The following is a 22,660-nucleotide window of genomic DNA, read 5'->3' on the forward strand; positions in this document are numbered from 1 at the left end:
CCAAGCATCCGGAGATGACGTGACTCAACTCGACATCGCGAGCCAGGACGCCGCCACGCTCGAAACGGCGCCGACCCGTTACATCGAAGGCCACGGAATCCGCTTCGCCTATCGTCGCCTCGGCCCCGCGACCGGAACGCCGCTGGTTCTCCTGCAGCACTTCTCGGGCAACATCGACGCGTGGGATCCCGCCGTCGTCAACGCTCTCGCCACCGATCGCCCTGTCATCGCCTTCGACAACGCCGGGGTCGGTCGCTCGACGGGCCAAACGCCCGACAACATCGCGGAGATGGCGAGAGATGCAGTTGCCTTCATCAATCTGCTTGGCCTTTCCGAGGTCGACCTGCTGGGCTTTTCCCTCGGCGGCTGCGTCGCCCAACAGATCGCCGCCGAGCACCAAGGGCTGGTTCGGAAGCTCATCCTCGTCGGCACCGCGCCGAAAGGCGGGGAAGAACACCTGCTGGCGGTTCTGCAGCAAGCGTTCTCCCAGACCGATGTGCCGGACCCACGCCTGCCGCTGTTCTTCACGAATTCGTCCGCCAGCCGATCGTCCGGCCTGGCGTTCCTGAAGCGGACCAAGCTGCGCAAGGACGATCGGGACACTGATAACGGCAGCGCGGTCACCGATCCGCAGGCCAAGGCGCTGATCACCTGGTGCGCCACACCCGACCCCGGGCACGCCACTCTGCGCGCCATCCGCCAACCCGCTCTTGTGGTCAGCGGCAGTCACGACACCATGCTGCCCGCGAACAACGCCTATGCCATGTCCAGGGAACTCGGCAACGCTCAGCTGATCCTCTATCCCGATTCAGGGCACGGCGCCCTGTTTCAATACCACGAGACATTCGTCAGCCACGTCCGGACCTTCCTGGATGCACAGCCGGTGGCTGTAACGGAGGACAAATGACAATCGCGAAAGTCGAAGTCGAGCGTTTCAGCCTCACGAGCTCGAAACCATTCGACGCCGTGGTCGCCGCGTTGAAGTCGGCGGTCGGGCAACCCAACATGGTCGAATTTTTCAAGGAGACGCGGGCGACGAATTCCTTCGCGGATCTGGAGCGCGTCGTACGACGCGGCCTCGGTCGGACGGACCTCATGCTCTTCGCGGAATTCGACTTGGGCGACATTCTGCGTCGCGAAACTGGATCCAGAACACCCAGGATCATACGGCTTGTGGTCGGCAATCCACTCATCATGAAAGAGATGGTCAAGCACGTGCCGGATGCCGGGTCCTATGCTCCAGTCACGGTGCTCATTGATGAGCGTCCCGATGGCGTGCACGTCTCCTACGACAAAATGGAGAGCTATCTGCTGCCTTATGGCAGCCCGGAAGCGCTTGCCGTCGCCCGCAATCTCGATACGAAAATCACGACCTTGCTAAGCGAATGTGCAAGCTAAGAGCGTTGCCATGACGCGAGCTCGACATCGGAAGGGACATTCCTGCATGTACAAGACACTTCTTGTCACTCTGACTGCTGCGGCTCTTTCCACCGGGTCTGTGGCGTCTGCTCCCGCCGCCGGCCAAGAGCCGTTGGATGCTGCGACCCTCGGCGCGATCAAATCGAAGTTCGGCAGGCTGATGGAATTGGCCAACAAGCACGATTTCAAGGCTCTGCATGAGATGTTCTGGCAATCGCCCTCGGCCCTGCTGGTAGCCAAGAGCGCGATCCCGTCCGAGGGAAACTGGGCCGGCTTTTGGGGCAACGAAGCGATCGATCAGAAGCTGCATGATATCGGCAGCTCCGGTCCGGTCGTGCTCGAGCCGGATTATTCGAAGCTGAAGGTTGTCGGCCTGACGCGCGACGTCGCCGAGTCCTACGTGCCGATGAACATCACGGTCTCTTATGCGGGGCAGGATGGAACAGCGAGGCCGTTTCTCATGATCATCAACTGGCTTCGCGTCGGGAACGACTGGAAGGTGGCTTCCGAAATCATTCTGCCGGTGCCGCCCGCACCCGCCGCGAAGGGCTAGGCGCGAGGCCTCACCTGTTCGGCATCGACGCCTCGGCGAGCTTCGGTCCGGATGACGGCATCTGCGCGTTGGCTGAAGAGAGCCGTTTCGGCAGCGATGCGGGGTCCGGCAATCGCAGAGCGGCGTCGGCCGGCGCTGGCTGGAATGGCCGGCGGGCAGCGGTTGCCGGAAGCACGATCACTTTGGCTCCGACCTTCACCCGCTCATAGAGGTCGGTGACGTCGTCATTGGTCAGCCGGATGCAGCCGGACGACACTTTCTTCCCGATCGTATCGGGGTTGTTGGTGCCGTGAATGCGATATTCGGTCTCGCCGAGATACATCGCCCGGGCGCCGAGCGGATTGCCGGGACCGCCTGCCATGAAGCGCGGCAGATAAGGCTGACGCCCAATCATCTCCACGGGCGGATGCCAATCCGGCCATTCCGCCTTGCGGGCCACGGTCTGCTCGCCGGACCATGTGAAACCTTCGCGGCCGACTCCGATGCCGTAGCGCAGGGCCTGCGTGTCGTTCAGAACGAAATAGAGGAACGTGTTCTTGGTATCGATGATCACGGTGCCCGGCGTCTGGCGGCTGGCGTAGTCGACCACCTGCCGAACCAATGCTCCGGGACCATCGGCGGCTTTGGGCGGTTCGACCAGAGGCGCGGGGGCCGGAACCGGAGCCGGGGCTGGAGCCGGAACCGGCGCTGCGACACGAACAGGCGGTGCCACGTACACCGGGGTTGACGACGCCTGGGCTTCGCGCGCGGACGGCTTTCGTGTCGTTTGCACGCTCATCGGTCCGGACAGCAAACCGTAGCCCAATGCGGCGATGGCGACGGCGCCAACTGCAACTCGCGCGGCCATCGGGAGCGCGAGCGTCTCTGGCTTTGCCTTTCCGCGCTTGGTCCGCTTCTTCATATCTTGTCCCAGGTCACCATGCCTCAAGAGGTAACCAGCAACATTTAAGAAACTTCGAAGCGATTGGGTCCGGACTGGAACCGTTGGCGATGGTTAACGCGGATTCCCGTTGGCGAGAGGCGGCGACGTCCGCTTGGCCCTAACGCGTCGCCGCCAGACCGCTCTCTTCAAGCCGCGCCGCGAACCAGAGCGACAGCGGCTGATCGAGGCTGCCGCTGACATAGACTTCCGACATCGTGACATGCTGCCTGTCCAGCACCAGCAGCACGCCGATCCAATAGGCGAACCAGACATCCGGATCGGTCAGCGCACTCAGCTTGTGCTGGTCGTGCTCGAGCGACGTGTGATTGCTCGCCTTGCGGATCTCGACGCTGAGCAGATTGTTCGGGATCTCGCGCTGATGCACGACGACATCGGGGTAGATCGACTTGCCGAGATGATCGTCGGTCGAGATGATGGTGCCGTGCGGCAGATGCAGCGTGCGCTCGCCCAGCCGGTCGTAGTTGCAATCGACCGCCCAGCCCGAAAACTGCCGCTCGAGATGGACGGCGAAACGATGCGTGATCGCCCGCTCGCCGATGTCCTTCTCGAACAAAAATCCTTCGTGGGCGTAGAACTCCCGGAGCGCCGCGATCACCTTGTTCAGCTCGGTCTGCATGTCGCCTCCGGGCCTTTGGCGCTCCGCCTCGAAAGAGCGCCCTACATCACGACTTCGATCAGCCGCGGACCCGGCTCGGCGACGGCTTCGGCCAGCGCCTTGTTGAACTCGTCCGCATTGGTGACGGCGCGACCGGGCACGCCCATGCCCTTGGCCAGCGCGACGAAATCCAGCGTCGGCCGGTCGAGCTTCAGCATGTCATTGGCGCGCTGGCCGGGTTCGCCGGCGCCGACATTGTCGAACTCGCCGCGCAGGATCTGGTAGATGCGGTTGGCGAACACGATGGTGACGATGTTGAGGTTTTCGCGGGCCTGCGTCCACAGCGACTGAATCGTGTACATCGCGCTGCCGTCGCCGACCATGCAGATCACCTTGCGATCCGGACAGGCGATCGCGGCGCCGATCGACAGCGGCGTCGAGAAGCCGATCGAGCCGCCCATGTTCTGCAGCCAATCGTGTGGCGCGGCCGCCGCCGTCGGCGGGAAGAAGGCGCGGCCGGTGGTCAGCGACTCGTCCACCATGATCGCGTTCTCGGGGATCGCGTAGGCAATCGCCTGCGCGATCGAGGCATGGGTCAGCGCGCCGGTCGGCTTGACCAGTTCCTGCAAAGCCTGCGGCTTGACGTCCTTGGCGCTGGCCTTGACGGCGCCGGCGAGCGCTTCGAGCGCCGCGACTGAATTCTCGCCCCACGACGTCATGCGATGCACGTCGCAGCCTTCGGGCCGCAGCACGCTCGGCTTGTTCGGATAGGCGAAGAACGCCACGGGATCGTCGGACTCGACCAGCACGATATGGCGGAACTTCGCCAGCATCGGCAGCGCCTGATCGATGACATAGTGGATGCGGTCGATCGCGTAACGACCACGGCCGCGCGCCATCCTCGGGCGGAAGGTCGGGCCCATCACCGTGCAGCCGGTCTTGGCCGCGATGCGCTCGGCCAGCGCCAGGCCCTGCTCGGAGAGCGCGCTGCCGGTCATCAGCAGCAGCGTGCCCTCGCCGTCGCCGTGGAGGATCTTTGCGGCCTGCTCGACCGCCTGCGGCGAATAGCTCGCGCGCTGCTGCTCGTCGGGCACCTCGGCGATGCCGTCGGCCTCGTTCCAGGCGGTGTCGGCGGGCAGGATCAGGGTCGCGATCTGCCCCGGCGCACTCTTGGCGGCGGCAATCGCCGCGGCCCCGTCAGCGGCGACCGATTTCGAATCCGGCGAGGTACGGACCCAGGACGACATCGGCCGGGCAAGGCCCTCGATGTCGGAGGTGAGCGGGGCGTTGTAGCCGATGTGGTAGACGGCATGCTGGCCGACGATGTTGACGATGCCGGAATTCGCCTTCTTGGCGTTGTGCAGATTGGCGAGGCCATTGGCGAGGCCGGGGCCGAGATGCAACAGGGTCGAGGCCGGCGTGCCCTTCATGCGGTAATAGCCGTCGGCTGCTCCCGTCACCACGCCTTCGAACAGGCCGAGCACGCAGCGCATGCCCGGCACCCGGTCGAGCGCTGCGACAAAATGCATCTCCGAGGTGCCGGGGTTGGAGAAGCAGATGTCCACCCCACCCTTGACCATCGTCCGCACCAGGCTTTCCGCACCGTTCATCCCAAAGCTCCTGCAACCGGCAATTTCCAATGATCCGTCCGATCAATCATTGTTCGCTCGTGCCGTCAAAGCAATAGGAGGCATCGCCGCCCTGCCCCGCGCGGCGATGCGCCGTTTTGGCTAATTCTTTCTGGCAAATTGGCGCGGTTGCCGATCCGGGAACGGCATTCATTAACGATGGCCCATTCGGAACGGGCCTGCCTCACGCGGCCGTGGCTTGCGAAAAGCCGGCGAATATGGCCTCTGGCTGTCGTTGAATCGATTTTTTGCTGGGGGAAACAATGATCCGGTTCTTTGCCGCGCCGATTGCCGCCATCGCATTGCTGTCGGCCATTACGGGCGGCGCGCGCGCCGAAGAGTTCGACTCGCGCGACATCATGGGCGGCGGCCCGAACTTCTTCCGCTCCGGCGCAAACCCGGTCCCCCGCACCACCGTCAACTACAACGGCGCCTATGCGCCCGGAACGATCGTGGTGAACACCAGCGAGCGCCGCCTCTATCTGGTGCTGCAGAACGGCCAGGCGCTGCGCTACGGCATCGGCGTCGGCCGCGACGGCTTCCGCTGGGGCGGGGTGCACAAGATCACCGCCAAGAAGGAGTGGCCGGACTGGACGCCGCCATCGCAGATGCTGGCCCGCCGGCCGGACCTGCCGCGCCACATGAAGGGCGGCGTCGATAACCCGCTCGGCGCGCGCGCCATGTATCTGGGATCGACGCTCTACCGCATCCACGGCTCCAACGAGCCGGAGACGATCGGCCAGGCAGTCTCCTCGGGCTGCTTCCGCATGACCAATGACGACGTCAGCGACCTCTACGGCCGCGTCGGGGTCGGCACCACCGTGGTCGTGCTGAACAACTAGAGCCACGCAGGCGCTGTACTCCCTCTCCCGCTTGTGGGAGAGGTTAGGAACCCGTGGGGCGTGGATTTGCGGACTTGTGCGCAGGGCGCGAATGCGGCAGCGTCGCAACACGATGAGCGCATTGAACTCGCCCTCGACTTCCCTGCGCACCGCCCTGCTGGCGCTCGCAACGTTCGCATCTGTGCCTGACACCGTATCCATGGCTGTCGCGGGGGAAGTGCCCGCGATCGCCGCGCGCCAGCGGTCCGAGAAGAAGAACTTCACCGACGGCGAGATCGTCGAAGGCTTCCTGAAGACCGCGTTCGGCGCCGAATACCACCTCGCCGGCCGCGTCGACCGCATCCGCAAATTCGACGCGCCGGTGCGCGTGTTCGCCGAGAGCGACCGCGCCGACCGCAAGGCGCAGCTGGCCAAGGTCGTAGCCGACATCGGCAAGCGCGTGCAGCATCTCGACATTGCCATGATCGAGACCAACGAGGCCGCGAACGTGCGGGTAAAGCTGGTGCGCGACCGCGACCTGTTCCGCACCATCTCGAGCTTCTACGGCGCCGAGAAGGCGCGCGAGATCCGCACCTCGCTCGATCCGCAATGCCTGTCCGGCTTCCGCAAGAACGACAATTTCGAGATCGAGCATTCCGACGTCATCCTCACCGTCGACAACGGCGACTTCACCTTCCTCGACTGCGCCTATGAGGAGCTGCTGCAATCGCTCGGACCCATCAACGACACCGCGAGCGTGCCGTGGACGATGTTCAACGACAACGTCTCGATGGGCTATTTCGACGTCTACGACCAGTACATCCTCAACCTGCTCTACGACCCCCGCATCAAGCCCGGCATGACGGTCGCCGAGGTCAAGGCGGTGCTGCCCCAGGTGCTCACCGATGTGCGCAGCTGGGTGAAGCGGGTGAATGATTTGAGAGAGTGAGCGGCCTCTCGCCCGCCGGTTGCCCATCTGCCGGGAGTGTGTATCCTCCGCAAAGGCTTGCGTCGTGACCGACGCAGGACGTCGCGGCAGAAGAATGCGACTGTTGCGAGAGACCAGCAGACATGACTTTGTTCGGCGGGCTACCTGGTTTTTAGTCCCGGCCGCGAACCGTTGCAGAACGACGATTTAAGGCATCGCCAAGGATCGATGCCGCCACGACACGACATTTCCAGAATGATCAGGCAATTTACGCATGCACGACGATTCCGTCCGAGTCGGGTGGATATCCCCCAGCACCGAGGCCGATGAGCTTGCTCTCTCATCGGGGCTGACGGAGGGCCAGCGGCGAATATTTCCTTGGACGCCGTCCCGCTTTGCATTCGGGAATGATCGCGAGGCGCTTCAGGCCATCGACGCCGTCGCGTCGTCGCATGACGGCTTCGTCGTGTCGGGACTATCGCTCACGGAAGTCGAATCCCTCTTCAATCTCCGCGCGCTGCAGCTGCTCGGTCGCCAGGCGCGGTATGACGTGCCCTCGATCATCATCCTCGAACAGGGATCGTCACCGGCGTTCTTTCACCGCCTCGGTGACCGAATGCGCAGCGGCTGGCCGTTCCGGTCGGCGCTCTTCGTCGGAGATCCAGACTGTGTCGAACGACTGCGCAACGAGGGCCTGGTCGCCCTCGAGCGCGCGGAAGCGAACCGGTACGGCCTTGCTGCGCTGCTCGAACGTGGGGATGGTGCATTCGAGAGCATGCTGGCGGATCAAGTGCTCGCTGTTCAGTTCCAGCCGGCCTGGTTCTATGGGGGCAGCCATACGGTTTTCTCCAACCAGGTCGAGGCGATGCTCGACCGCGGATGGTTCGTCCTGCGCGTCATCGTCGAACCGGAAGGCTGCCCCGGCCCGACGATGCGGCGGCGCATTGCGAAGTTCGTCGCGGAGACAAACGTGGATGCGACAACGCACATCGACACGCTGGCATGCGCCACCGGCTTGCCCGCAATCGTCGACGATCGCGAGGCGGACGAATATTTACGCCATGCGATCCGTGGCCGGATCAATCTCGTTATTCCCGACGATCTGATGTCGGATCTCGTCGCGCGCGCCGACATTGCCGTCATCAACTATGTCTATCACATGGGCTTCGCACTCACGGCGTGTCCCGCCGCGAAATATGTCCTGGAAACCCACGACGACATCACCTGCATGCGGTTGACACAGTGGCGCGTGCTGCCCGAAGCGCCCGCATTCTCCGCCCCCGGAACCTTGAAGAGGCATCTCAGGCTGGAGCGGCTCGCCTGGCACACCGTCGACGTCTGCATCGCGCTGTCGCTCTCGGACCTCAGGAAAATCCGGCGGCACGCGTCCCGATTCGTCTTCGTTCTGCCGAGACCGTACGCGCGCCCGGCCCTCAAGGCCGGACCCGATGCCCCCTGGGACATCCTGATCGTGATGAACCCTCACCATTTCAACGTCCCGGCGCTCGATCGCTTCCTCAACGACGTCATCGCATGCGATCCCCAACTGGCAAAACTCAGGATCGCCATCGTGGGCCGCGTCAACGAGGTCCTCGAAGCGCATTGGAAGAACAGGCTGCCCGCGACGCGATGGTTCGGCTTTGTCCCGGACATCGATTCCTTGCGCGATTCATCCCGCATCTCGGTGTGCCCCGACGAGCACGGCACGGGCATCGCGATCAAGACGCTGACGGCGATGGCGGCCGGCCACCCCATCGTCGCCACGCCCACCGCGCTGCGCGGGTTGCCCGACGAAATTCTCGAGCTGATTCCGCCAGCGATTGGCGCTGCCCGAATGCAGGATCAGATTCGGACGCTGTTGAGCGACGAGAGCCTGCTGGAACAGCGAAGCAACGCCGTTGCCGTCGCGGCCGGTCTGCTCTGGCCTGCGACGGGTCACGGGCGGGCACTGAGCATGGCGATGGAAGCCGGACCCGACACGTCGCGACGTCGCGCGGACTTCCTGGCCTCGCTCGGACAGGAATCGCCCCCTCCTCCAATCGACCTGAATGAGAGGCGCATTCGCTTCGGCGCCGGCGGCAACGACCGCCCTTTTCTCGGCCTCAACTGGCTCAACGACGAACCGGGGGGGCGATGGAGCGACGGATCGTCGGCGACCGTCAGGCTTCCAGGCGCCTGGATGACGCAGGCCTGCCGGCTCAAGATCACGTTCATGGAGTCGTTCCAATGCACGAAGATCACGCTCAGACATCGCGGCGTCTCTCTTAAGGGAAGGGTAAGGTCGCCCGGCGCGATGACATTCAATCTCGACCTCAAGGATCGCGCCCACGACGATTTCGTGGAGCTGGAGATGTCGTGTCCGGCCGCCTTCTGCCCCAGCGAGAACGGCATCGGCAACGACGAGCGAGTGCTCGGCATGCACATCCGCACGATCGAGGTCGTCCCTCTGCCCTGGCACGCCGCGCTCGTCGCAAGAGCGCGCAAGATGTTCGGCGACAAAGCGCTGTTTCAGCCAACCAACGCCTGAGCGCCAACTGCCTCCAGGATCGTCTCTTACTGCACGAGATCGGCCACGGTGGTCGCAGCCTTCAGGCCGGTGCCGGTGAGGACCGCGACCGTGGTCTCGCTCGCCTTGATGGCGCCGATGGCGGAGAGCTTTTCCAGCGCGGCCGCCGCGCTGGCGCTGGTCGGCTCGGCGAACAGGCCCTGGCGCGCAAGACGACGCAAGGCGGCGACGATCTCGTCCTCGGTGAGCGCAACGGTACCGCCGCCGCTCTCGCGCAGAGCGGCGATGATCTCGCGCAGGCGCAGCGGAGCCTTGATGGCGGTGCCTTCGGCGATGGTCTTGTTCACCTCGCGCACGACAGGCGTGTCGACGCCGGCCTTGAAGCTCGCATCGATCGGCGAGCAGTTCAGCGGCTGCGCCGCGAACAGGCGCGGCAGCTTTGCGATCTGGCCTGATTTCAACAACTCGCGGAAGCCGAAGGCGCACCCTAAAAGGCTGCTGCCGGCGCCGACGGGCACGATGACATTGTCGGGCGCGTGAAAACCGAGGTCTTCCCAGATTTCATAGGCGAGCGACTTGGTGCCTTCGAGAAAAAGAGGCTGCCAGTTGTGGCTGGCATAGAAGGTCTGGCTCGACTGGCGGATCGCCTCGGCTTCCGACTCCTCGCGCGGGCCTTCGACGAGCTGCACCTCGGCGCCGTAAGCGCGCACCTGCGCGATCTTGGCCGGCGACGTCGAGGCCGGCGCCAGGATCTTCACGCGGAGGCCGCCGGCGGCGCCTAACCCGGCCATCGACGAGCCGCCGTTGCCGGAGGAGTCCTCCAGAATGGCGTCGACGCCGATCTGGCGCAGGAAGGACAGCATCACCGCCGAGCCGCGATCCTTGAAGGAGCCGGTCGGGTTGAACCATTCGAGCTTGAAGAACGGACGCAGGTCGCCCCAGTCCTGCTGGACCAGCGGCGTGCAGCCTTCGCCGAGCGTGATCGGCTTTGCGATCTCGACCGGCAGCGCTGCGCGGTAGCGCCAGAGCGAGCGCGAGCGGGGCTCGATGTCCTCGCGCGAAATGCCTGTTCCCGGCATCACCAGCAGCGGCGTGCGCTGGTCCGAGCACCAGCGCGGCTGGTCGAGCGGATAGAGCTGTCCGTTGCGGGGATCGATGTAGCTGGCGGCGGGCATGGGGGTCTCCGGGGCAGAGCCGATCCCGTCGATATGTCCGAATATGCACGTTTTATCCAGTCACCTGTTTGGAGGGTGTGGACGCGGGCAATTTGTGTAAGATGGCGGCCGTGCTTCATCTCGACCACATCACCGTCGCCGCGAACGACCTTGCCGAGGGCGTTGCCTATGTCGAGAAAGCGCTCGGCATTGCGCCGCCGGCCGGCGGTGCGCATCCGCTGATGGGGACGCACAATCATCTGCTGCGGCTGAGCGAGACGAGCTTCCTCGAAGTCATCGCGCCGGACCCACAGGCCTCCGCGCCGACTCGGCCACGCTGGTTCGCATTGGACGATCCGCAGACGCACGCGGCGCTCGCATCCTCGCCGAAGCTGATGACCTGGGTCGTGAGCACGTCCGACATCACATCGGCACTTGTAAAAATCCCGCAGGCCGCCCGGCCGGCGATCACGGTGACGCGCGGCAACCTCGAATGGCTGATCTCCGTTCCGCCCGACGGCTCGATGCCGTTCGGTGGCGCGTTTCCAACCCTGATCGAATGGCCGGAAGGCCCGCATCCAGCTTCGCGCATGCCTGACCTCGGCTGCGCGCTGGTGGCGTTCGAGATCCGGCACCCCGCCGCGGACACGATCCGGACGGCGCTTTCGGGCGTTCTGGACGACCCCCGCATCCGCTTCCGCCCCGACCCGAAACCATCGTTTCACGCGGTGATCCGGACGCCCTGGGGTGAGCGGGAGTTGGTTTAGCCACAGGCCGCCCCCTTAAAAAACACAAACAAATTCATATATGTAGTGAGCCATTCCTGGGGGCCACGGCCGGTGCCGGCGCGCCATTCGGGGTCGGCATGGCGATGCTCACATGAACGGCATCGGCCATGAGACGGCGCTGTCATGCGACACCATTAACTTGTCTGTCGCGGCTCGCCGCTACAATATGTTGGATTGATCTTGCGCCGCCGGTAGCGGCGCGACCGAGCCAGGCCCGTCCGAGCGGCGGGCCGTTGGCTTTTTGGGAGTTTGGTCATGAGCCGCGCGAACCGTACCGACCACATCCGCCTGACCTCCCATCCAGAGCCGGGCCGGAAGGCCGCCTTCCCGATCCATTGGGGTGCCGCAGATGCGCGTGCCCGCGGGCCAATCATCGGCACGGTGTCGCGCGCCGGGGATCGCAACGTGATCGGCAGCCATGGCGGCTCCTATGCGATGTACCGCGCGCTCGCCGTTTCCGCCGGCGCGCTCGATCCGATCCGGCGCCCTGACCTCACCAACACGTTTCCGGCAGCGACCATCGGGCCATTCGAGCAATGGCGCGATCCCGCAAAGATCGTCGCGCTCGATCCCTGGGGGCATCTGGTCGCGGAGAATTTCGGCAAGGACATCGCCGAGGGAATCGATATCCGTCCGAGCATCGCGGTGACCCGCGCGCGGCTGGACCTGCCGGAGATCCGCGAGGCGCTGGCGGCAAAGCGGCTGCGCGCCGACGGTGAGGTCGTGCATGCCAATGGCAGCGTCTCCGTGGTGAAGATCGCGATCGATCCGGTCTGGTATCTGCCCGGCCTTGCCGAGCGCTTCGGCATCGGCGAGACCGAGCTGCGCCGCACGCTGTTCGAGCAGACCGCCGGCATGTTCCCCGAGCTCGTGACCCGGCCGGACATGAAGGTGTTCCTGCCGCCGATCGGCGGCACCACGGTCTACATGTTCGGCGACGTGACCAAGCTGCCCGATCATCGCACCAAGATCACCTGCCGCGTGCATGACGAGTGCAATGGCTCCGACGTGTTCGGCTCCGACATCTGCACCTGCCGGCCCTACCTGATCCACGGCATCGAGGAATCCGCGCGCGGCGCGCAGGAGGGCGGGCTCGGGCTCGTCATCTACAACCGCAAGGAAGGCCGCGCGCTCGGCGAGGTCACCAAATTCCTGGTCTACAATGCGCGCAAGCGGCAGGAGGACGGCGATGCGGCCGCCGCCTATTTCGAACGCACCGAATGCGTCGCCGGCGTCCAGGATGCGCGCTTCCAGCAATTGATGCCGGATACGATCCACTGGCTCGGCCTGAAGCGCATCGACCGGTTCCTCTCGATGAGCGACATGAAGCACGACGCGTTGACATCGCAGGGCATCGATATCGTCGAGCGCGTGCCGATCCCGCTCGAGCTCATTCCGGCCGACGCCCATGTCGAGATCGCCGCGAAGAAGGCTGCCGGCTACTACTCGACCGACATCGCGCCCGAGACGGACGTCAACGGCGTGGTCGGGCGATCGCTGGAAAAATATTGATCAAGCGATGACCGACGCTCTGGAACTGCAGGCCCGCTCGCTGCTCAGTGCAGAAGCGGTTCGCGCGCGGGCCGGCGACATGCTCGAGATCGGCCTGAACGGCGGTCTCACGCATTTCACCGTCGATCTCGATCACATGGACGCCGTCGCGGAAGCCGTGCTCGCGGTGACGCGAAAGGCCTATCCGACGCTGGAGATTCCCTTCCATGCGCGGTGGCGGCATTTCGTGCTCGGCGGCATCGACCGCTGGGCGCGGCTGGCGGATGCCGCATCGTGGCCTGACCGCGCCACACGTGCGCGCGCGGAATTCGACCTCGCCATCGTCAGCGTTCTGCTCGATGCCGGCGCGGGTGCTGTGTGGCGCTACCGCGACGCGGTGACGGGAGAAGGCATCGGCCGGTCCGAGGGGCTCGCGATCGCGAGCCTCGATATGTTCGCAAGCGGCCTGTTTTCCGGCGATCCGCGCGCCCCCTTCAGGGTCGATGCGGATGTGCTCGCAACGCTGCCGCTCGCCGCACTGACATCCGCGTTTCAGGTGACGGACGCCAATCCCCTGCTCGGCCTCGAAGGCCGTACGGATCTCCTGCAGCGTCTCGGCCGGCTCGTCGCGGAGCGCGCGGATGTTTTCGGCCTGCACGACAGCCCACGGCCGGGCGGCCTGTTCGACTACATCGCAGCGCAAGCCAAGGACGGCGCCATCGCCGCGCCCGCAATCCTCTCCGCGGTATTGAACCAGCTTGGGCCGATCTGGCCGTCGCGACTCGAACTCGCCGGGATTCCGCTCGGCGATTGCTGGCGCCATCCCGCGCTTCAGACGGATGATGCGACCACCGGCCTGGTGCCGCTGCACAAGCTGTCGCAATGGCTGAGCTATTCGCTGATCGAGCCGCTCCAGCGTGCCGGCTTCGACGTCACCGATATCGACGGCCTGACTGGGCTTGCCGAATATCGCAACGGCGGCCTGTTCGTCGATCATGCGGTGCTGCGCCTGCGCGATCCCGCCGACGCCGGGCGCGCGCATGCGGTGGACTCGCTGCTCGTCGTCGAGTGGCGCGCACTGACTGTGGCGCTGCTCGACCGGCTGGCTGAAATCGTTCGCGCAAAACTCGACCGCACGCCGGCCTCGTTGCCGCTCGCCAGCATCCTGGAAGGCGGCACCTGGGCCGCAGGCCGCGCCATTGCCTTTGCGCGCCGCCCCGATGGTTCGCCGCCGCTCAAGGTGATCAGCGACGGCACGGTGTTTTAGATCATGAACAGAGATTTGCGACCACGCACGTCATTGCGAGCGCAGCGAAGCAATCCAGAATCTTTCCGCGGTGGGACTCTGGATTGCTTCGCTGCGCTCGCAATGACGACTCGATGAATTTCAGGAGCATCCGATCATGGAAGGCGTCACGATCGTCGATCATCCGCTGGTGCAGCACAAGCTGACGCTGGTGCGGGACAAGTCCATCTCGACCAAATCATTCCGCGAGCTGATCAAGGAGATCGGCATGCTCTTGTGCTACGAGGTCACGCGCGACCTGCCGCTCGCCGACACCGTGATCGAGACGCCGCTGGCGACGATGCACTCGGCCAAGATCGCCGGCAAGAAGCTGGTGTTCGTGCCGATGCTGCGTGCCGGCACGACCTTCGTCGACGGCATGATGGATCTGGTGCCGACCGCGCGGGTCGCGCATATCGGGCTCTACCGCGAGCCGCACAGCTTTGCGGCGGTCGAGTATTTCTTCAAATCGCCATCCGATCTCAGCGAGCGCCTGGCGATCGTGGTGACGCCGGTGGTTGCCACCGCCAACACGGCCGTGGCCGCAATCGACCGGCTGAAGGAGCGCGGTGCGAAAGACATCCGCCTCGCCTGTTTGATCGCCGCGCCCGAAGGGCTCGAGCGGCTGCGCGGCTTGCATCCGGACGTACCGATCTGGACGGCGGCGGTTGACGAAGGCCTCGACGAGAACGGTTTTATTTTGCCGGGCCTCGGCGACGCCGGCGACCGCGCTTACGGGACGCGATAACTTTCAGATCTTCCCGCTGCCGCAAATTCCTTTCAGCGCCTGCCACTCCTTGTCCGTCAGCAGCGGCGGGCCGCTGGCGGGGCGGTCCTCTTTCGTCATGCGGGCGAGCCGGTCCTCGGTGAGCGGATGGCTCGCCAGGATCGACGTGAGGCCGCCGCCTTCCTTGCCGGTGATGCGGTACATCAGCTCGGCCGCGGGCTTCGGCGAGCGGCCGAGCTTGTGCATGATCTCGATCGAGAACGTGTCGGCAGCGGTCTCGGCCTCGCGCGAATAGGAGGCCTCGACCACGCTGCGCGAGGCGAAGATCACGGCGGAGGAACCGGTGACGTCGCCGAACAGCAGGCCGATCAGGAACGAGGTGCCGCCGTTGTAGATCAGCCCGCGCATGTTGTCGTAATGCTTGAGATGGCCGAGCTCATGGGCAAGGATGCCGGCGATCTCGTCCGGGTTCTCCGCCTTGTCGAGCAGGCCCTTCAGCACGTAGACCTTGCCGCCGGGCAGCGCGAACGCGTTTGGCACCGAAGTCGGCAGCACGCCCGCCGTCATGGCATCGTCGTCGAGACCGGCGGCATCACGCAGGCGGTTGACAAGCTTCACGAAGGCGGCTTTCCCGGCCGGATCCTCGCATGCCTTGCCGCCGAAGACGGTCTTGACCTGGACCTCCGACGCATCGCCGATGCGCCGCTCGATCGGTTTCGGCACCAGCGGCGCGAGACGGTCCGCGGCGAGCGGCACGCCGAACAGCACGACACAGACGATGGAGACGGCGGCCGCCACCGACCAGCCGACGATTTTTGCGATGCCGCGACGCGAGGTCTGGTGCTCGTCGAGACGTAGGCAGCGGGCGGTGACGTCGGCGGCCAGCGCGGCGTCGCGGATTTCGAGCCGCGCCAGGGACGGCGCGGAGGTGCAGGCAAGACGCAACACTCCGGCCGGGCTGTCGGCGCGGCGGATGTCGGCATAGGCCCAGCGAACGGGCGCGACGCCCTCCTCGGCAATCTCGAGCGCGTCGCCGAGCGCCAGCGTCACCTGCCGCCTGCGGCTCGACACGCCATCGAAGAAGATCGTCGGCCTGGCGGACTGCCTGGGGGACTCAGGTGACAACTCACTCACAGATCAAAATCCCGCGACATCGAGCCCGTCGGCAAAACCCTCGCCGAGCGCGCTGGCAAGCTCGCCGCTGCCACGCACGTCCGCCGCGGCTCCGATGTTGTGCACCTCGACGGTCTCCAGCACCTTGGCCCAGATATCACGCTGCAGATAGACCCGCATGACGATGTTGATCGCGAGCGCGAGGGCAAAATAGCCGATGACCATCATCACGACCATCGGGATGCTCCTGGCAGTATTGCCGGCTTCGAACATTTGATCGGCCGGAACGCCGCTCAGCTGGACGACGAGCAACGCGGCGCCGCCCATATAGGCGGCGAACACGGTCGTGAGCAGCATCCACCAGCCGATCACTTTCCAGTACAGGCCATAGAACGCGTCATGCGGCAATTGCGAGGACAGGCTGACCTCGCCGATGCGGATACCGTCGAGCCACCAGCGCCATTCGCGCGCCTTGAACTCGGCATAGACGAACGGCGCGAGCGGGAAGATGAGGAGCGCGATCGGGCTCAGCAGCCACAGCCACCACGCACGCTTGAAGAAGGTCCAGCCGTCGCCCTCGAAATCGCCGGAGAGATCGCCGTAATGGGTGTGCCGCATCTTGTAGCGTTCGAGCGAGGCCTCGCGCCAGGGCAGCGCCAGGCCGAGGGTGAGGAACACCAGCAAGCCCCACGCCATGGCGCGGAACGAATAGGCCCAGCCCGAGCCGTCCATCCAGAACCGGACGCCGCGCCAGACCGTGCGCGTCAGCCGATAGCGCCGCGCGCGAAAGATCGCGAACTGGCCGAAGGCGTAGAAGCTGATGAACAGCGGCGTCGAGGCAAAGCCCTGCCAGCGCTCGAACTCGATACCGACCAGAAAATAAGCGAGGTAAATCGGCACCAGGATCGCGAGCGCGAACAGGAAGCCGATCAAAAGCTCCTTGGCCCGGCCGGTATATTCGGCGGCGTCACCGTCGATCGCGGTGTGCGACCACAGATGACGACGAATGTCGGTGACGAGCCAGAACCGGTAGAAGCCGAAGGTGACGAGCTCCAGCAAGGCACCCTTGGTGACCAATTTGCGGAATTCGGAGCGGTTGCCGGTGAAGTCGACCCGCGTGGGCGGCAGCGGCGGCGGGAGCGGTTCGGAGCCGATCGGGGCCCATTGCATGTCGTTCACGGCGGCAACCTCGGGATGCGGATCTGTTGCGTTCAAACTATAGATCAAAGATTAGTCGAGCCCCAAGACGGGCGGGTTCGATTTGGCTCGATTTCCGTCCGCTTCTTGCATGATTCCACGGGCAACGGCGTGCGGGAGATCACGTTGACAGACCGACGTGACGGCCATCCAACCCTCTCGCAAAGGTTGGATGTGGCGAAACTCACCCTTGCTCCGGCGCCGACAACGGGCTGTAATTGCAAATCAAATACCGCAGCGCAGAATTCATAAAAAGGCGCGCGGGGAAATGTCAGGGAGAACGGTCATGCATGGGACCATCGAGAGCGCGGCCAAGCTCGACGCATTGCGCGAGCGTGCGTCATCACTGCCGCTGGAGCAGTTCGATCCGGGCGATCCCGAATTGTTCAGGACCGATACGTTCTGGCCCTATTTCGACCGCCTGCGCCGGGAAGATCCCGTGCACTATTGCAAGGACTCGATGTTCGGGCCGTACTGGTCGGTGACGCGCTACAACGACATCATGGAGATCGAGACCAACCATTCCGTGTTCTCCTCGGCCTCTTCGCTTGGCGGCATCACCATCCGCGACATCGACCCGGATTTGCGCCGCGAGAGTTTTATCTCGATGGACCCGCCGCGCCATGCCGCCCAGCGCAAGACCGTGGCGCCGATGTTCACGCCGACGCATCTGGACAATCTCGCCCTCAACATCCGCAAGCGCTCGGCGGAGTGCCTCGACAATCTGCCGCGCGGTGAAGTGTTCGACTGGGTCGATCGCGTCTCGATCGAGCTCACCACTCAGATGCTCGCGGTGCTGTTCGACTTTCCCTGGGAGGACCGCCGCAAGCTGACGCGCTGGTCCGATATCGCCACCACCATTCCCGGGCCCGACGGCCTCGTCGCCACCGAAGACGAGCGGCAGGCCGAGCTTGCGGAATGCGCCGGCTATTTCGCCCGGCTGTGGAAGGAGCGCATCGCGCAGCCGCCGAAAAGCGACCTGCTCTCGATGATGGCGCATGGCGCCGCGACGCGCGACATGGATGCCAAGAACTTCCTCGGCAATCTCATTCTTTTGATCGTCGGCGGCAATGACACCACCCGCAATACCATGTCAGGCTCGCTCCACGCACTGAGCCGGCATCCGGAGCAGTATCGCAAGCTGCGCGACAATCCGGCGCTGCTCGACAGTTTCGTGCCGGAGGTGATCCGCTGGCAGACGCCGCTGGCGCATATGCGCCGCACCGCGCTCGCCGATTTCGAGTTCCGCGGCAAGCAGATCAGGAAAGGTGACAAGGTCGTGATGTGGTACGTCTCGGGCAACCGCGACGAGGAGGCGATCGAGAAGCCCTACGACTTCATCATCGATCGCGCCCGCCCGCGCACGCATCTGTCCTTCGGCTTCGGCATCCACCGCTGCGTCGGCTTGCGGCTTGCCGAACTCCAGCTCAAGATTATCTGGGAAGAGATCCTGAAGCGTTTCGACCATATCGACGTGGTCGGTGAACCCAAGCGGGTCTATTCGAGTTTCGTAAAGGGTTTTGAAGCTCTGCCGGTGAAGATTGCGGCGTGAGGAACGATGAGCCCGAATGAAATCCACGGGGAAGCTGCGCCCCCTCCCCCGCTTGCGGGGGAGGGTTGGGGAGAGGGTGTCTCCTCAATCGAGAGCCCCCAAGAGGAGAAAACCCTCACCCGGCGCTGCGCCATAGCCGAGGCTTTGCCTCGGCGTTTCTTAAGAGGTCGGCCGCCGGTGGCGGCCGCTGCCTCTCCCGCAAGCGGGAGAGGTTAGAAACCAACACTGGAGCTACCACCAATGAACATCCAGACTCCGGTCAAGACCGACAAGGCCGAACGCATGCGCAGGGCCCGCGAGGAGGCCTATGCGACGCCGCTGGCGCAGTTTCACCCCGGCGCGCCCAGGCTGTTCCAGGACGACACGCTGTGGCCGTGGTTCGAACGGCTGCGCGAGGAAGAGCCGGTGCATCACTGCACCAACGCGCCGATCGAACCGTACTGGTCGGTGGTGAAGTACGACGACATCATGCATGTCGACACCAATCACGGCATCTTCTCATCCGACTCGACGCTCGGCGGCATCGGGATCCGCGACGTGCCGCAGGGCTATGACTGGCCGAGCTTCATCGCGATGGACCAGCCGCGTCATTCGTCGCAGCGCAAGACGGTGTCGCCGATGTTCACGCCGGCGCATCTGGACGAGCTGGCAAAACTGATCCGCCAGCGCTCGCAGACCGTGCTCGACAATTTGCCGCGCAACGAGACCTTCAACTTCGTCGAGCGGGTCTCGATCGAGCTGACGACGCAGATGTTGGCGACCCTGTTCGACTTCCCCTGGGACGAGCGGCGCAAGCTGACGCGCTGGTCTGATGTCGCGACCGCGCTGCCCAAGAGCGGCATCGTCGCCTCCGCCGAAGAGCGCCGCCGCGAGATGGACGAGTGCTACGCCTACATGTCGAAGCTCTGGAACGAGCGCGTCAACTCCGCGCCGCGCAACGACCTGTTGTCGCTGATGGCGCACAACGACGCCACGCGTTTCATGGACCCCGACAACCTCATGGGCAACATCATCCTGCTCATCGTCGGCGGCAACGACACCACGCGCAACACCATGACGGGCTCGGTGCTGGCGCTGAACGAGAATCCCGAGCAGTACGACAAGCTCCGCGCCAATCCGGAGCTGATCGATTCCATGGTGCCGGAGGTGATCCGCTGGCAGACGCCGCTGGCGCATATGCGCCGCACCGCATTGCAGGACACTGAAATCGGCGGCAAGCACATCAAGAAGGGCGACCGCGTCGTGATGTGGTACGTCTCCGGCAACCGCGACGAGGAGATGTTCGACAAGCCGAACGAGTTCATCATCGACCGCCCGCGGCCGCGCACCCATCTCTCCTTCGGCTTCGGCATCCACCGCTGCGTCGGCATGCGCCTTGCCGAGCTGCAGCTCAGAATCGTCTGGGAGGAGATGCTGAAGCGGTTCGACCGCATCGAGGTGGTCGGCGAGCCGAAGCGGATCTATTCCAGCTTCATCAAGGGATATGAGTCGCTGCCGGTGCGGATACCGGGATAGGCTCTATCCACCGTCATTGCCAGCGCAGCGAAGCAATCCAGAATCCCACCGCGGAGACAGTCTGGATTGCTTCGCTGCGCTCGCAATGACGAGGTTTTGGCCGCACATGCGCGTCACGGCCGCAGCGGTGAACGCGGTGCCGGCCCAGCTATAAAATTCCGGCATGACAGGTCGCGCCAGATGCGAAGGCACGATGGCGCGCGGCTGTTCTACGACACTGCAAGCATCTAGCTCAGCTTGATGTCCCACAGGCCTTCCTTGCGGCAGGCGGCGACCTCGTCGCGCAGGAGGGCAGTGATGGCGAGCGACGCCGTCGAGGCCGGGCGGTCGATCGGAGAGGCGAAAATGAGCTCGCGCGTCATCGGCCTGGAGACGACAGCGGTTTCCAGCCGCCCGTCGGCGACCTCGCCGTGCACCGACGACGGCGGCAGCAGCGCAAAGCCAAGGCCCTCCTCGACCAGGCTGGTCAGCACGCGAAAAGAATCCGCTTCCAGCTGGACGTTGAGCTTGATCTTGCGCTGGGCGGCTGCGTGCTCGATCAGCGCGCGGAGGCCATGGGAATGACTGGGCAGCACCAGCCGCTGCCGCAGCAGCCAGCCGATCTCGACGCTCTTCTTGCGCGCGAGGCCGCAGCCACGCGGGCCGACCGCGACGATGTTGTCGCGGCCAAGGCTCTCGACGTTGAGATGCAGATCGGCGGAGCGGCCGTAGAGGATGGCGAGGTCCATCTCGCCGCGATGCAGCCATTCGACCAGATGGCCGCTGTAGCTCTCGACGATGCGCAGCGAAATGCCGGGAAATTTTTCGACGCAGCGCCGCGCAAAGCGCGCCGACAGCACACAGCTCACGGTCGGGACGAGGCCCAGCACGACCTGGCCGGACGGCGGCCCCTTGGCCGACTGGATGTCGTCGCGGATCTGGTCGATCTGGCGCACGATGCCGGAGGTGCGCGCCAGCAGCAGGCGGCCGGCCTCGGTCAGCACCATGCCGCGGCCGTTGCGCGTGAACAGCTCGACACGCAGCTCATGCTCCAGCAGCTTGATCTGCCGGCTCAGCGCGGGCTGCGCCACGCGCAGCGTGTCGGAGGCCTTGGAGAGGCTGCCGAGCTCCGCTACGCAACTGAAGGTCCTGAGCTGACGGAAATCCATGCTTGCCAATCCTGGAAGGCTACTCCATACGCTATAGCAAATGAGCATAGGGGGCTGGCATTGTTTTCACAACGCCAGGGGATCGGCCGGCGTTATCTTGACTGCCGCACCCATTAGGAAACGCCATGAGTGAAGACCACCACACTGAAGATCACGCCGACATCCGCGAGGCCGTCGCAAAGCTGTGCGCGCAGTTTCCCGGCGAATACTGGCGCAAGCTCGATCGCGAGATGGCCTATCCGAAGGCCTTCGTCGACGCGCTGACGGAGGCCGGCTATCTCTCGGTGCTGATCCCCGAGGAATATGGCGGCGCGGGGCTGAAACTTTCGGCAGCCGCGGCAATCCTCGAGGAGATCCAGCGCGCCGGCTGCAACGGCGGCGGCTGCCATGCCCAGATGTACACGATGGGCACGGTGCTGCGGCACGGCAGCGACGAGCAGAAGGCGAAATATCTGCCGAAGGTCGCGAGCGGCGAATTGCGGCTGCAGGCGTTCGGCGTCACCGAGCCGACCAGCGGCACCGACACGACCTCGCTGAAGACCTTCGCGCGCAAGGACGGCAATGCCGGCTACATTGTCAACGGCCAGAAGATCTGGACCAGCCGCGCCGAGCATTCCGACCTGATGCTGCTGCTGGCGCGGACCACGCCGAAGGACGAGGTCAAGAAGCGCACCGACGGTCTCTCCGTGTTCATCGTCGACATGCGCGAGGCCAAGAACAAGGGCCTGGAGATCCGCCCGATCCGCACCATGATGAACCACGCCACCACCGAAGTGTTCTTCACCGACATGAAGGTGCCGGCGGAGAATCTGATCGGCGAGGAAGGCAAGGGCTTTCGCTACATCCTCTCCGGCATGAATGCCGAGCGCATCCTGATCGCGGCTGAATGCGTCGGCGACGCAAAGTGGTTCATCGCCAAGGCGACGAACTACGCCAAGGAGCGCGCCGTGTTCGGCCGGCCGATCGGCCAGAATCAGGGCATCCAGTTCCCGATCGCCAAGGCCTACGCCGCGATGCGCGCGGCCGAGCTGATGGTGAAGGAGGCCACGCGCAAATACGAGGCCGGACTCGATTGCGGCGCGGAAGCCAACATGGCCAAGATGCTGGCGGCCGATGCATCGTGGGAAGCGGCGAACGCCTGCGTCCAGACCCATGGCGGCTTCGGCTTCGCCGAGGAATACGACGTCGAGCGCAAATTCCGCGAGACGCGGCTCTATCAGGTCGCGCCGATCTCGACCAACCTCGTGCTGTCCTTCATCGCCGAGCACGTGCTCGGCATGCCCCGCTCGTACTGAGG

Annotated in this window: 20 protein-coding genes; 13 read left to right on the top strand and 7 right to left on the bottom strand. The window is 64.7% G+C overall.

Features of this window, described 5'->3' with window-relative positions; genetic code table 11:
* Nucleotides 1–19: 19 nt before the first annotated feature.
* Genes FNV92_RS29155 through FNV92_RS29165 form a run of 3 tightly spaced genes read left to right on the top strand, consistent with a single transcriptional unit; the run spans nucleotide 20 to nucleotide 1,972 of the window.
* On the top strand, nucleotides 20–907 hold the full coding sequence (locus FNV92_RS29155) for an alpha/beta fold hydrolase (protein ID WP_143843518.1): 888 nt from the start codon (nucleotides 20–22) through the stop codon (nucleotides 905–907).
* Nucleotides 904–1,398 (top strand): DUF302 domain-containing protein, encoded by a 495-nt coding sequence (locus FNV92_RS29160; RefSeq protein ID WP_143843517.1) that lies wholly within the window; start codon nucleotides 904–906, stop codon nucleotides 1,396–1,398. Before FNV92_RS29155 ends, FNV92_RS29160 begins: the two co-directional genes overlap by 4 nt.
* A gap of 46 nt (nucleotides 1,399–1,444) precedes the next feature.
* The gene (locus FNV92_RS29165) at nucleotides 1,445–1,972 is read left to right on the top strand and encodes a hypothetical protein (RefSeq protein ID WP_143843516.1); all 528 of its coding nucleotides are present in this window, start codon (nucleotides 1,445–1,447) and stop codon (nucleotides 1,970–1,972) included.
* 10 nt (nucleotides 1,973–1,982) lie between these two features.
* On the opposite strand, the gene FNV92_RS29170 is transcribed toward FNV92_RS29165, so the two are convergent.
* The 3 genes from FNV92_RS29170 to FNV92_RS29180 all read right to left on the bottom strand — a co-directional run bounded on the left by FNV92_RS29170 (nucleotide 1,983) and on the right by FNV92_RS29180 (nucleotide 5,120).
* Complete coding sequence (locus FNV92_RS29170) at nucleotides 1,983–2,873, bottom strand: L,D-transpeptidase (protein WP_143843515.1); 891 nt, start codon at nucleotides 2,871–2,873, stop codon at nucleotides 1,983–1,985.
* 139 nt (nucleotides 2,874–3,012) lie between these two features.
* On the bottom strand, nucleotides 3,013–3,531 hold the full coding sequence (locus FNV92_RS29175) for a hypothetical protein (protein ID WP_143843514.1): 519 nt from the start codon (nucleotides 3,529–3,531) through the stop codon (nucleotides 3,013–3,015).
* 41 nt (nucleotides 3,532–3,572) lie between these two features.
* On the bottom strand, nucleotides 3,573–5,120 hold the full coding sequence (locus tag FNV92_RS29180) for an acetolactate synthase large subunit (protein ID WP_143843513.1): 1,548 nt from the start codon (nucleotides 5,118–5,120) through the stop codon (nucleotides 3,573–3,575).
* A gap of 281 nt (nucleotides 5,121–5,401) precedes the next feature.
* Between FNV92_RS29180 and FNV92_RS29185 the strand changes: the two genes are divergently transcribed.
* The 3 genes from FNV92_RS29185 to FNV92_RS29195 all read left to right on the top strand — a co-directional run bounded on the left by FNV92_RS29185 (nucleotide 5,402) and on the right by FNV92_RS29195 (nucleotide 9,414).
* The gene (locus tag FNV92_RS29185) at nucleotides 5,402–5,980 is read left to right on the top strand and encodes a L,D-transpeptidase (protein WP_143843512.1); all 579 of its coding nucleotides are present in this window, start codon (nucleotides 5,402–5,404) and stop codon (nucleotides 5,978–5,980) included.
* A 91-nt stretch (nucleotides 5,981–6,071) separates the two neighbouring features.
* A complete protein-coding gene (locus FNV92_RS29190; protein WP_416377738.1) occupies nucleotides 6,072–6,908 on the top strand; it encodes a DUF2927 domain-containing protein in 837 nt (278 codons plus the stop codon).
* 445 nt (nucleotides 6,909–7,353) lie between these two features.
* Entirely contained in the window at nucleotides 7,354–9,414 is a 2,061-nt protein-coding gene (locus FNV92_RS29195; protein ID WP_334266073.1) for a glycosyltransferase, read from the top strand.
* Nucleotides 9,415–9,440: 26 nt separating this feature from the next.
* Here the strand turns inward: FNV92_RS29195 and FNV92_RS29200 are convergent, their stop codons facing one another.
* The gene (locus tag FNV92_RS29200; RefSeq protein ID WP_143843509.1) at nucleotides 9,441–10,568 is read right to left on the bottom strand and encodes a threonine synthase; all 1,128 of its coding nucleotides are present in this window, start codon (nucleotides 10,566–10,568) and stop codon (nucleotides 9,441–9,443) included.
* A gap of 101 nt (nucleotides 10,569–10,669) precedes the next feature.
* On the opposite strand from FNV92_RS29200, the gene FNV92_RS29205 reads away from it, so the two are divergent.
* From FNV92_RS29205 to upp, 4 genes are all read left to right on the top strand, one after another.
* Entirely contained in the window at nucleotides 10,670–11,314 is a 645-nt protein-coding gene (locus tag FNV92_RS29205) for a VOC family protein (protein WP_244623611.1), read from the top strand.
* A 276-nt stretch (nucleotides 11,315–11,590) separates the two neighbouring features.
* Nucleotides 11,591–12,847 (top strand): GTP cyclohydrolase II, encoded by a 1,257-nt coding sequence (locus FNV92_RS29210; RefSeq protein ID WP_143843507.1) that lies wholly within the window; start codon nucleotides 11,591–11,593, stop codon nucleotides 12,845–12,847.
* Between the two features lie 7 nt (nucleotides 12,848–12,854).
* Complete coding sequence (locus FNV92_RS29215) at nucleotides 12,855–14,093, top strand: URC4/urg3 family protein (RefSeq protein ID WP_143843506.1); 1,239 nt, start codon at nucleotides 12,855–12,857, stop codon at nucleotides 14,091–14,093.
* 136 nt (nucleotides 14,094–14,229) lie between these two features.
* Nucleotides 14,230–14,859: a uracil phosphoribosyltransferase gene (gene upp, locus FNV92_RS29220; RefSeq protein WP_143843505.1), complete on the top strand. Its 630-nt coding sequence runs from the start codon at nucleotides 14,230–14,232 to the stop codon at nucleotides 14,857–14,859.
* Between the two features lie 3 nt (nucleotides 14,860–14,862).
* On the opposite strand, the gene FNV92_RS29225 is transcribed toward upp, so the two are convergent.
* Both FNV92_RS29225 and FNV92_RS29230 read right to left on the bottom strand, forming a co-directional pair.
* Complete coding sequence (locus FNV92_RS29225) at nucleotides 14,863–15,972, bottom strand: M48 family metallopeptidase (protein WP_041748532.1); 1,110 nt, start codon at nucleotides 15,970–15,972, stop codon at nucleotides 14,863–14,865.
* A 3-nt stretch (nucleotides 15,973–15,975) separates the two neighbouring features.
* Nucleotides 15,976–17,121, bottom strand: a complete 1,146-nt coding sequence (locus tag FNV92_RS29230) for a YjgN family protein (RefSeq protein ID WP_186355524.1) — start codon at nucleotides 17,119–17,121, stop codon at nucleotides 15,976–15,978.
* Nucleotides 17,122–17,434: 313 nt separating this feature from the next.
* Between FNV92_RS29230 and FNV92_RS29235 the strand changes: the two genes are divergently transcribed.
* Nucleotides 17,435–18,700 carry a cytochrome P450 gene (locus FNV92_RS29235; RefSeq protein ID WP_143843504.1) on the top strand — a complete coding sequence of 422 codons (1,266 nt, stop codon included), beginning with the start codon at nucleotides 17,435–17,437 and terminating at the stop codon, nucleotides 18,698–18,700.
* A gap of 240 nt (nucleotides 18,701–18,940) precedes the next feature.
* Nucleotides 18,941–20,215 (top strand): cytochrome P450, encoded by a 1,275-nt coding sequence (locus tag FNV92_RS29240; RefSeq protein ID WP_143843503.1) that lies wholly within the window; start codon nucleotides 18,941–18,943, stop codon nucleotides 20,213–20,215.
* Between the two features lie 227 nt (nucleotides 20,216–20,442).
* Here the strand turns inward: FNV92_RS29240 and FNV92_RS29245 are convergent, their stop codons facing one another.
* Nucleotides 20,443–21,363, bottom strand: a complete 921-nt coding sequence (locus tag FNV92_RS29245) for a LysR substrate-binding domain-containing protein (RefSeq protein WP_143843502.1) — start codon at nucleotides 21,361–21,363, stop codon at nucleotides 20,443–20,445.
* Nucleotides 21,364–21,488: 125 nt separating this feature from the next.
* Between FNV92_RS29245 and FNV92_RS29250 the strand changes: the two genes are divergently transcribed.
* A complete protein-coding gene (locus tag FNV92_RS29250) occupies nucleotides 21,489–22,658 on the top strand; it encodes an acyl-CoA dehydrogenase family protein (protein ID WP_143843501.1) in 1,170 nt (389 codons plus the stop codon).
* Nucleotides 22,659–22,660 lie beyond the last annotated feature (2 nt).

The organism is Bradyrhizobium cosmicum (assembly GCF_007290395.2).
GTDB lineage: Bacteria > Pseudomonadota > Alphaproteobacteria > Rhizobiales > Xanthobacteraceae > Bradyrhizobium > Bradyrhizobium cosmicum.